7 protein-coding genes are annotated in these 10183 nt (G+C 69.1%); 4 read left to right on the top strand and 3 right to left on the bottom strand.

Annotated features, from left to right (window positions below):
- Window positions 1–669: ankyrin repeat domain-containing protein (locus D7V77_RS20940; RefSeq protein ID WP_147452116.1), on the top strand; the 669-nt coding region annotated here is incomplete at its 5' end.
- Here the strand turns inward: D7V77_RS20940 and D7V77_RS20935 are convergent.
- Window positions 648–2543: a DUF4091 domain-containing protein gene (locus D7V77_RS20935; RefSeq protein WP_120578062.1), complete on the bottom strand. Its 1896-nt coding sequence runs from the start codon at window positions 2541–2543 to the stop codon at window positions 648–650. The genes D7V77_RS20940 and D7V77_RS20935 overlap by 22 nt on opposite strands.
- Window positions 2544–2712: 169 nt before the next feature.
- On the opposite strand from D7V77_RS20935, the gene D7V77_RS20930 reads away from it, so the two are divergent.
- Complete coding sequence (locus D7V77_RS20930) at window positions 2713–4884, top strand: BTAD domain-containing putative transcriptional regulator (RefSeq protein ID WP_199733814.1); 2172 nt, start codon at window positions 2713–2715, stop codon at window positions 4882–4884.
- 14 nt (window positions 4885–4898) lie between these two features.
- Here D7V77_RS20930 and D7V77_RS20925 read toward each other — a convergent pair whose 3' ends face one another.
- Window positions 4899–5822, bottom strand: coding sequence for a hypothetical protein (locus D7V77_RS20925; RefSeq protein ID WP_120578060.1), 924 nt, complete (start codon window positions 5820–5822; stop codon window positions 4899–4901).
- A 122-nt stretch (window positions 5823–5944) separates the two neighbouring features.
- Here D7V77_RS20925 and D7V77_RS20920 point away from each other — a divergent pair, with 122 nt between their 5' ends.
- Both D7V77_RS20920 and D7V77_RS20915 read left to right on the top strand, forming a co-directional pair.
- Window positions 5945–6550: a hypothetical protein gene (locus D7V77_RS20920; RefSeq protein ID WP_126933015.1), complete on the top strand. Its 606-nt coding sequence runs from the start codon at window positions 5945–5947 to the stop codon at window positions 6548–6550.
- A 275-nt stretch (window positions 6551–6825) separates the two neighbouring features.
- Window positions 6826–8739 (top strand): hypothetical protein, encoded by a 1914-nt coding sequence (locus tag D7V77_RS20915; protein ID WP_304485875.1) that lies wholly within the window; start codon window positions 6826–6828, stop codon window positions 8737–8739.
- 44 nt (window positions 8740–8783) lie between these two features.
- On the opposite strand, the gene D7V77_RS20910 is transcribed toward D7V77_RS20915, so the two are convergent.
- On the bottom strand, window positions 8784–10166 hold the full coding sequence (locus tag D7V77_RS20910; protein WP_120578057.1) for an aldehyde dehydrogenase family protein: 1383 nt from the start codon (window positions 10164–10166) through the stop codon (window positions 8784–8786).
- Between the last annotated feature and the right edge of the window lie 17 nt (window positions 10167–10183).

Below are 10183 nucleotides of genomic sequence, written 5' to 3'. Positions count from 1 at the left end.
CACCTTCGGCATCTTGCCACCTCCATCGAGGTAACCCACCAGACGCCTTCCATCGTGCCGATGCGCAGGCTCACGGCCGCTCGATGGCCTGTCAGCTCATCCCTCGCTCAGGATCGGATCCAGACCCCCGACAGCCGCCCGGATGATCTGAACTCCTCGTTGCAACTGGCCGCGAGGAATGGGCACGTGGAGGTCGTGCGGCTCCTGCTGAAGGCGGGGGCGGACCCGAATGGGACGAAGTTCAGCAACCCCGTTCCGCTGCTGGATGCGGCGGATCGGCTTCGTGAAGACAAGGGCGACCCCACGATGATGAAGCTGTTGCTGGATGCCGGCGCGCGCGTGGACGTCAAACACTTCGGCGGCTCTCCCCTCACGGTGGCCGCGAACGGCTGTAGCGCGGAGGTCGTCTCCCTGCTGCTGCGCAAGATGTCCCGTGGCGCGATCGCGGAGGAGCCGGGCACCTATCTGTATGCCCAGGCCCTGCGCGCAGGGGACTTCTGCACGGAGGCCAGGTCCGTGAAGGTCCTTCAGGCCCTCCTCTCGGGCGGGGTCCGCATCCGGGAGCAACGGGACATGCACGGGGACTTCCTCGTGACGCGGGCCCGGGAATCCCGCGCCATCAGGGCTGAATTGGTGAAGGCGGGGCTTCATCTGTCCGAGACGCCGTGAGTGGGCTGGCGTCCTCGCGCCCGGCGTGTCCTGCCCAGCGCCCAGGCCGCCCATAGCAGGACTCCCGCCACGGAGACGCCAGGGGCCGCGCCGCAGCCGCCCGCGTTGCCTTGCCCGCCCGGCTCCCCTGGACCGCCTGGAACCTGCGGCTCCAAGGGCATGGAGACAGGCGCCCCGCCCATGCGCGGGGCGGATGGGTTGCCCAAGGTCAGCTCCCCGTAGCGCTGGATGAGCCGCAGCCGCGCGCCATCGAACGCGGCGCCGTCATCCGGTACCTGCCATGCGTTGGGAATGAGCTCTCGCGCCACCTGGTGCGCGAAGGCCGGGTCGCCCGCGTCGCTCACCGCCTTGAGCCATTCATAGTCCTGCATGCCCTGACGGATGAGCTTCAGGCGCAGGGAGGCCACCGGCACGTCCGTCCGTCCGCCGATGATCGCGGGCGTGCCCGGGTAGAACAGCGTCCCGTCCCCGTTGCCATCGAAGTGGTACTGGTCCGTCCACGCCGTGGGGAGCATGCCCGCGGTCTCGTAGTACAGCTCGCCCTTGCAGCCGAAGAGGAAGGACAGCCACTCCATCGCGCGGGCCTTCGTCGAGGGGCGGTCCACCATGTACGACGGCCAACCCGCCCCCGGCTGGTTCTGCGGCACGGAGACGCTGGGCGCGCAGCCGTGGATCGCGCAGCTTTGATACATCCACAACTCCGTTCCAGGCCGCGAGAGGAACTCCACGTACGTCGCGGTCTGGTTTCCCACGAAGCCTGGATCCGTGCCCTCCAGGTGGTTCACCATCGGCACCATGATGTCCACCAGGGGCACCAGGCCGGTGGGCTTCAGTTGGCTGGCGTTCGTCGTCAGCATGGTGCGAAGGCCCGGCGCGGCCTGCCGCACCAGCGTTCCGGCGGCTTGCACCTGCTCGTAGCTGATCCAGATGGGCGGCTCGTCGCCGATCAGCGCGAAGGCCCGGTCCAGCCAGCCGCGCTCGCGCATGTGCCCGGTGAAGGCCGACAGGCCGCCAGCGGTGAGGGGCCCTGTGTATTCCAGGCTCGTCATCCGCGCGCCGGACAGCCGCGTGGGCGCGGTGCCATCCAGGCTGGGCCCCCACGTCGCGTCGAAATCGCTCCATGCCTTGGGCCCGGACCCGCGCAGGTAGAGCCGGGGCTGCGTGATGCGGTGCTCCAGCGCCATCTGCTGGTAGCGCACGAGGAACGGTTGCAGCTCCTCGTGCGAGCAGTCCGCCCGGCCCAGATGCGCGAGGCACACCTGGGCCGGCGACAGCGAAAACGCCGAGGCCAGTGAGGAAGTGCTCGGCATCACCGCTTCCACCACCGTCAGCCTCGCGGTCACCTGCCGCTGGAAGCCGCCTTCCGCCTCCACCGTCACCGTGCCCGTGTAGTCGCCGGGGGGCGCGTCCCCGGGCACGTGCACGTCCACCCAGACGGCTCGCGCCTCGCGCGCGGGCACGTCGAAGGGGAAGGCATTGCGTTGCTCCCTGGCGATTTCGTCCGTGTCTGGCACCAGCCCGTCCGGCCAGCGCCCCACCGGCTGCCCGGGCTCGGAGCCCTGCTTCGTGGTGATGTACGCCTGCCGGTACAGCGTCACGTCCGGTCCCGTCAGCGTCGCGGGCCCCTCCAGCGCGGGCAGGCGGGCGCGCACGCCCCTCAGGCCCCGGTCACCGCCGTGCAACGCCACCTGGAAGGAGACGAACTCATTGCGCGCGGCGGTGAGTCGTACCTCGGTGCTGCTTCCTGGCGCGGTGTTGTCGGGACGGACCTTCACCATCATCCCTTCGCCCCACACCGCGGGCTCGGCCGCGAACACCGGCCAGGCCGCGGACAACGCCAGCCAGCCGAGTCCACACTGTCGAAGTGCCAGCATGGGGAATGGATGCGCACGGGCCGTGTGCGGCTCCAGCCTCCCGGCTGTCCCGTCACCCGGGCCCACCAGCGCTCCCAGGCTCGGATGCCGAAGGGCGGCGCCATGGGCAGACACGAGAGGCCATCGACGGCTTGCTTCCTCGCCTGGTTGAGTAAGGTGCGCGCTTCGCATGACGGCGCGAGGCCTGGGGAGACTTCCGGTGGATGGCAGGGAATGGCGGGTGCGGGTCCTGGGGCTGGCGCAGCTGTGCGGCCCTGACGGTCAACGCGTGAGGTTGGAGCGGCGCACCGCGGCGCTGCTGGCGTGGCTGGCATTGCAGGGCCCCTCGCCCAAGTTCGCGCTCGCGTCCCTCCTGTGGCCGGATTCGCCGCCCACGACCGTGCGAAGCAACCTGCGGCAGTTGCTGCGCCGACTGCGAGTCGCCACGGAGGATGCGCCCCTGGTGGAGGGCGACGCCGAACGGCTGGCATTGGTCTCGCCCGCGTCCGTGGACGCCGCGAGCCTCAAGGCCGCCGCGGAGGCCCGTGCCCATGCGGAGGCCCTGGCGTGTGTGGACGCCGAAGGCAACACGTTGCTGGCGGGCTTCGACTTCGATGACTGTCCGGAGCTCGCGCGCTGGCTGGACGGCGCCCGCGCGGGCATCGAGGGATGGGTTCGCGAGGCGCGCGAGGCCCGCATCGCCCAGCTCACCGCCGCGGGCGATTGGACCGCCGCCCTGGGGCTCGCGCAGGCGTGGGCGCGGCAGGAGCCCGAATCCGAGCAGGCCGGCCGCCACCTCATCCGGCTGCACTACCTGCAGGGTGACCGGGGAGCAGCGCTCGCGACCTTCGAACACCTGCGCGACGTGCTGGACCGGGAGCTGGGCGTCACCCCCATGCCGGAGACGCTCGCGCTGGTGCGGGAGGTGGAGCAGTCCCCGCCGCGCTCACGCTCCCTTCCGGGCGCTCGGCCTTCGCTGCCTCTTTCAGTGCTGCGTCCTCCGGTGCTGGTGGGCCGGGACGCGGCGTGGCGGCAGCTGGAAGCCGGCTGGGAGGCGGGCCAGTTGCTGTTCATCTCCGGTGAGCCCGGTAGCGGCAAGACGCGGCTCGCGGAGGAGTTCGCGGCCACGCAGGGCCGCTGGGGACGCATCGAGGCGCGAGCGGGAGACCGGGACGTGCCGTTCGCCTCCCAGGCGCGCGCCTTCCGCACACAGCTGCGGCGCTGGCCGGACGTGAAGCTGCCGGACTGGGTGCGCACCGAGCTGTCGCGCATCCTCCCGGAGCTGGGAGATGCGCGGCTGCTGCCGCCCCTGGCCTCCGAGGCCGGCACGCTGCGCTTCTACGACGCCATCGTGGCTGCGCTCCAACTGCTCCACGAGTACGAGGACATCAGCGTCGCGGACGACGTGCAGTACTGGGACGCGGCCAGCGCCAGGGCCTTCACCTTCGCGCTCTCCCGGCTGGCCGACACGGCCCCTCCAGGCGCACGCAGCCTGCGCTTCATCGACTGCTATCGCCGGGGAGAATTGTCGCCCGAGACGCGGATGCACGTGGCAGGGCTCGTCGAGGCGGGATTGGCGCGCGTCGTGGAGGTGGACGCGCTGACGGACGAGGACGTGAAGCGCATGGTGGCGGGCATGGGACTGCCGGGCGCGGAGGCGCACCTGGATGCCCTGGCCCGCTACACGGGCGGCAATCCCCTGTACGTCGTGGAGACGCTGAAGCACCTGCTGGAGACGGACTCGTTGCACCGTGAATGGCCCCAACGGCTGCCGCCTCCAGGGCGCGTGGGCCCCCTCATCCAGCGGCGCCTGGAGGGGCTGTCCCCGCTGGCGCTCCAGTGCGCGCGGCTCGCGGCGCTGGCGGGGGCCTTCTTCCGGACCTCGCTCGTGGCCGGGGGACTCCAGGTGATGCATGCGGAGGCGCATGAGGCGCTCGCGGAGCTGGAGGCGGCCCAGGTGCTGATGGGCGAGCGCTTCAGCCACGACCTGGTGATGGAGGCGGTCCTGGCTGGAATGGGCCCCGGCGAGGAGCGCGTGCTGCACGCCCGGCTCGCCACGGTGTTCGAGGCGGACGGCGCCCCTTCCATCCTCCTGGCGCATCACTGGCTCGGAGCTGGACGGACGGAGCGGGCACTGCCTCACCTGCTGGCGTCCGCTCGCTCCGATGAACAGGTCCTGCCGCCCGAACTGGCGGCGGAGCATTACGCGCGGGCCGCGTCGCTCATGCTGTCGCTGGGACAGCACGAGGACGCCGTGCAGGCGCGGGCCGCCGAGGCGCGCTGCCGGCTCCAGGCTACCTCCGCGGGAGTCCTCACCCCTGGGCCAGCAGCAGGCCCAGGCGCTCGCGGTCGCCGCGGCTGAGCTTCAAAGCCGGCTCAGGCGCAGTAGTACGTCGGGGCCAGCTCCAGCACGCGCTGCTCCGCGAGGGGAGAGAGCGCGCGCAGGCGGGAGAGGAAGAGGGGGGCCTTCATTCCCATCCCGATGAAACCCCAGACATACGAACGCTCCTGGGACTCGGACAACTGCTGGCGTTCGGTGGGCGTGAACGTGCGCCCCACCGCCTTCTCCAGCGTCTGGAGGTCCAGCGCGAGCTGCGCGTTCAGGGTGCCGCGCAAGGCCTGGAGCAGCTCCGAGTATTCAGTCAGGGCCGCGTCCAGGGCTTCGGGCGCCTGAGCGAGGATCTTCTGGGCCTCCAGGAAGTCCAGCCGGGTGTGCTGCGCCTCTTCCAGCCAGTGGTGCTTGAGCAGGTTGCAGAACAGCGGATCCAGCGTCTCGTCTTTGTTTCCGCGAACCGTCTCCTGGTAGTGCTGCTGCGTCATCAGCTCCATGTGCAGGTTGAAGATCAGCACGCCCAGGTTCGACTTCGCCATGATGGCCCGGGCCACCTCCACCTGGTTGTCGAGCAGGGCAGGGGCGACCTTGAAGCCCTTCGCGAACGCGCCGGTGAAGCGCGCGAAGAGCTGCTGGTGCTTCAGCTCCTCCTCGGTGAAGCGCAGCAGCGCCCGCATGTGCGTCGCGTTCCCGTGAAGCTCCAGGCCGGCGCGCTGGGCGGCCAGGGCGACGGCGTACTCCTCCAGGAACAGGAACAGGTGCGCGTAGCTGTTGGAGCGGATGTGGTTCAACATCAGCCGCTCCTCCGCGCTCAGGAAGGGAATGTCTTCCGTGCCGGTCAGCGCATCCGAAAGGAACCGGTGGCTGAAGTCGAGCACGGTGTCCTTGGGCAACAGCTCATCCAGACGCCAGGACACCCGTTCGGAACTCTGGATACAGGACTGGTACTCCGGGGTTTGATTGAGCATTGATGAATCAAACGGGTTTTCCCAGCCTTGGGTCAATGGTTGGGACTTCATTCCTACTCACCGCGGTGGGTCATTCCTGCCTGGGATTGGGTTGAGAGGGAGGGGTGGGCTATGAAGTCGCCATGCCCAGAAACCTCGTTCTGCCTTTGTTCGCGCTGCTCGCGTTCGTCGGCTGTACCCACCAGGTGCGGCCGAGCCCCGCGCCCATGTCCAACGCGGGGACGCCGCTGGCGCTTCGCGCGCGCTACTTCATCTCCCCCGAGCAGAAGGCGCGCATCGACTCGGACAGCTACTTCGTCCTGGGCGCCGGGCACACCTGGAACATCACCATTGGCGAAGGGCTCACGCGCAGCTTCCCGCAGATGATGGGCACCGTCTTCCAGTCCGTCCAGGAGGCGTCCAGCCCTGATGACATGGGCGACGCGGACGTGCTCATCGTCCCGGAGATCCAGTACTTCGACGTCAACGGCGGTGGCTTCGTGTCGCAGTTGAAGCTGACGGTGCGCTCCCGGGGGACCCAGGACGCCATCCAGGTGAGTGACCTGATCGAGGGCGAGTCCCAGAAGAGCAAGGCGGCCTCGGCGTGGTTGGGTGGGGCGTCCGCGGGGCAGGAGGCCCTGCGGCAGTCCACCGAGCTCGCCTTCGAGGACGTGATGCCCAAGGTCGCCACCCGCCTGCGCGAAATCTTCGCCAAGACGCAGGCCAAGGCGTCTCCGGGCGTGCTCTGACCCAAGTCTCCAGCGTCAACACACGTGAACACTCGAGGGCCCGGAACCAACCGTTCCGGGCCCTTTGTTTTTCCCAGACACGCTAACGCGCTGCGTATTGAGACCCCGGAATCCGGGGCCTACAAGGTTCCTTGTTGTCAAACTGCCAATAGGCGCGGAGGCCGTGTATGAGACTGCGATGGAGCCGTACGTGGGCGTGTCCGAGTTCGCTGGTCCTCTTCCTGGTCAGTGCCGCGGCTGCCGCGGCTCCCTTACCGCTGCTGGAGACCACGGCGGTGCGGTCGCCATTCGTGGCGGCCTGCAATGGGAAGCCGGACTCAACGCCGTTGCCGGTGGATCCGCGCACGCTGGTGGTGCCGGGCGTCAACAAGCCGGGGGCGGCGGTCCAGTTCAACGCGTACTGGGTGGATCTGCACAATCCCCCGGCGCCGTTCGTCTCCACGCTGCCGCCCAATCCCACGACGTGCGGTGAGTTCCGCGCGAGCGTGGCCCGGGGGCGCAACAACATTGAAACGCGCGCCTACTTCCAGCCGTTCACCACCTCGCTCGCCTACTACAACCTCTACCTGCTCTGGGGCTTCCTCATCCGCCCTTCGGACTTCGACGAGCAGGTCATCAAGCGTTACGGCATGGCGAAGGCGCCGTTCCGCAATCCCTATCCGCTGCCGTGGGAGAACCCCAACCTCACCAACGGCGGCAGCGGCCAGCTCCCCCTGGGGCTCGTGCAGGAGAAGGACTCGAACGGGCGCTATACGGGCGCCATCAGCTCCAGCTGCTCGGGGTGCCACGACTCGCGGTTGGGGACCGAACAGGAGGCCGGCTTCGTGTGGGGGCGCACGAACGACGCGCTGGACGCGGGGTTGATCCAATCCGACTTCTTCCGCTCGACGGGCGTGGGCACCGTGCTGCAACTGGCGCCCGTGCCCTGGAGCGTGGGCCGCGGCACCAGTGACGCCATCGGAATCGTGGACCTGCTGCCCGCGCTCTTCGACATGGACTCGCTCGCGCTGGCGCCCAGCCTGCTCGAATACTTCCCCTCCCACGCGGGCGGCCAGTCGCGCGCGCCCAGCTGGTGGCACCGCGCCTTCAAGACGCGGCAGTTCTGGGATGGCGCCCTCACGTCCGACAACGTCCGCTCGGAGATGGCCTTCAGCATCGCGAACCTGGGGCGCACGCCCGCGCAGCGCCGGGCGATGACCGTCGAGTTCGAGGACAACGACAACTTCTTCATCTCGATGTCACCCCCCACGTACCCGAAGACGGTCAACACCGCGCTCGCCGAGCAGGGCGCGGTGCTCTTCCACGAGCGGGACCTGTGGGCCAACGGCGCCAACGCCAACATCCCCAAGGCGCCGGGCAACGGCTCCTGCGCGTCCTGCCACGGCGTCTATTCGCCGCGCCATGCCGCGGACCCTGCGTACCTGCCCGACCCGCGCCTCAAGGGCGTGGCGGGCGTGATTACGCCCATTGAGACCATCCGCACGGACCCCGCGCGCAAGGACCTGATGGCGGACATCCGCAAGCGCAAGGCCTGGAACTCGTCCTTCCTGGCCTACAACGACGAGGCCCCCAACCACGGCCCCTTCTACGACGACATCATCACCAGCGCCCTGCGGCGCGTGCCGCGCAGCGCGTATGACAACGGTCTGGGCCCCGTCTATTCACCCCTGGGGCCCAACGAGTGGATCAGCCCGTTTGGCTACATCGCGCCGCCGCTCTATGGCGCGTGGGCCTCCGCGCCGTTCTTCCACAACGGCAGCGTGCCCACCCTCTGGGACGTGCTGAAGCCGGCGGACCGGCCGTCGGTGTGGAAGCGCCTGCAGACCTCCGCCAACATCCTGGGGACCAACGCGGGCTACGACGCGAGCTACGCGTCCTATGACTTCGGGAAGCTGGGGTGGAAGGTGTCGTCGCTGCCCTGCGCCAACTCCCCGTCCAACGACCCGTTCATCCCGTGCAGCGAGGAGATGGCGACGGCTGACGTGCTCTTCGCGAACATCGCGAACCTGGTCGCCAACTACAACTCGCTCGCCTACCAGTCGCCGCCGCCCATCACCCAGAAGCAGATCCGCTCCCGGATGATCTTCAACACCCACTTCTACGGCATGGGCAACGAGGGGCATGACTTCACCCAGTCGCTCACCGACCCGGAGCGCTGGGCCCTCATCGAATACATGAAGACGCTGTAATCAGAGGGGAGGGGGCGCGGAAAGGGTCCGCGCCCCCTGGCCCGTCACAGGAAGCGGCGGAAGAGGTCCAGCTTCCCCGTGTAGGGCGGGTAGCGCAGCTTCATGTCCAGGATGAACGGCCGCTTCACCACGCTCTTCTTGTGGCTGAAGGCGTCGAAGCTGGACTGGCCGTGGTAGCCGCCCAGGCCAGACTCGCCCACGCCGCCGAAGGGCATCCCCTCCGCGGCGAAGTGGACGCACACGTCGTTGGTGACGGCGCCACCGCTGGACGTCTCCGCGAGCACGCGCTCGTTCACCGCGGCATCCCGCGCGAAGGTGTAGAGCGCGAGAGGTTTCGGGCGGGCGCGCACGAAGCGGATGGCGTCGTCGACGTTCGCGCAGTCGACCAGCGGGAGCAGGGGGCCGAAGATCTCCTCCTGCATCAGCGGGCTTGTCAGCGGCGCGTCGGTGATGACGGTGGGGGCGAAGAAGCGGCTGGCTGCGTCGCGCTCTCCACCGAAGGCAATGTTCCCATGGGACGCGAGCGCGCTGACGCGCTCGAAGTGGCGGGCGTTGACGATGCGGCCGTAGTCGGCGCTCGTGCTCGCGTCGTCGCCGTAGAAGCTCCGCACGGCCTTCTGGACCAGCGCCGTGAAGCGCTCCTGGAGGTCGGAAGGGATGAGCACGTAGTCCGGCGCGATGCAGGTCTGCCCGGCGTTGACGTACTTGCCCCAGGCGATGCGGCGCGCGGTGACCTCCAGGTCCGCGCTCCGGTCGACGATGCAGGGGCTCTTGCCGCCCAATTCCAGGACGGTGGGCGTCAGGTGCCGGGCCGCCGCTTCAGCGACGGTCCGGCCCACCTGCGGGCCTCCGGTGAAGAAGATGAGGTCCCACCGCTCGTCGAGCAGCGCGCGGCTCTCCTCCACGCCGCCCTCCACGACGGAGACGACCTCGGGCGGGAACGCCTCGCCCAGCATCTTCGCGAGCACGCGCGAGGTCGCGGGCGCGTGCTCACCAGGCTTCAACACGGCGGTGCAGCCCGCGGCGAGCGCCCCGATGAGCGGCGCCAGCGACAGCTGATAGGGATAGTTCCAGGGCGCGATGATGAGCGTCACACCCAGGGGCTCCGCGTACTGCCAGGCCCGCGCCGGCTGGATGACGAGCGGCGCGGAGCCCTTGCGGGGCTCCATCCAGGCCTTCACGTGCTTGAGGGCCGTCTTCAGCTCCCCGTAGATGCTGCCCACCTCCGTCAGGTAGGCCTCCTCCGGGCTCTTCGAGAGGTCTGCCTTGAGGGCGGCCAGGATGGCCTCCTCATGCCTGCGGGCCGTCGCTTCGAGCGCCCGCAGCTGCTCCTGCCGCCATTTCAGCGGGAGCGTGACGCGGGTTTCGAAACAGGCGCGCTGCCTTGAAACGAGTGCCTTCACGTCATGCTCCCGCTGATTCCTCATGGGGCGACCTCTTGTGT

It is taken from the genome of Corallococcus sp. CA041A, from assembly GCF_003612075.1.
Classification (GTDB): domain Bacteria; phylum Myxococcota; class Myxococcia; order Myxococcales; family Myxococcaceae; genus Corallococcus; species Corallococcus exiguus.
The sequence above is the reverse complement of the archived record's forward strand: the minus strand, read 5'-3'. Positions and strand labels throughout refer to the sequence as shown.

Coding starts and splice junctions, on each gene's coding strand:
- D7V77_RS20935 (WP_120578062.1), bottom strand. CDS start 2,543: ATGCTGGCACTTCGACAGTGTGGACTCGGCTGGCTGGCGTTGTCCGCG.
- D7V77_RS20930 (WP_199733814.1), top strand. CDS start 2,713: ATGACGGCGCGAGGCCTGGGGAGACTTCCGGTGGATGGCAGGGAATGG.
- D7V77_RS20925 (WP_120578060.1), bottom strand. CDS start 5,822: ATGCTCAATCAAACCCCGGAGTACCAGTCCTGTATCCAGAGTTCCGAA.
- D7V77_RS20920 (WP_126933015.1), top strand. CDS start 5,945: ATGCCCAGAAACCTCGTTCTGCCTTTGTTCGCGCTGCTCGCGTTCGTC.
- D7V77_RS20910 (WP_120578057.1), bottom strand. CDS start 10,166: ATGAGGAATCAGCGGGAGCATGACGTGAAGGCACTCGTTTCAAGGCAG.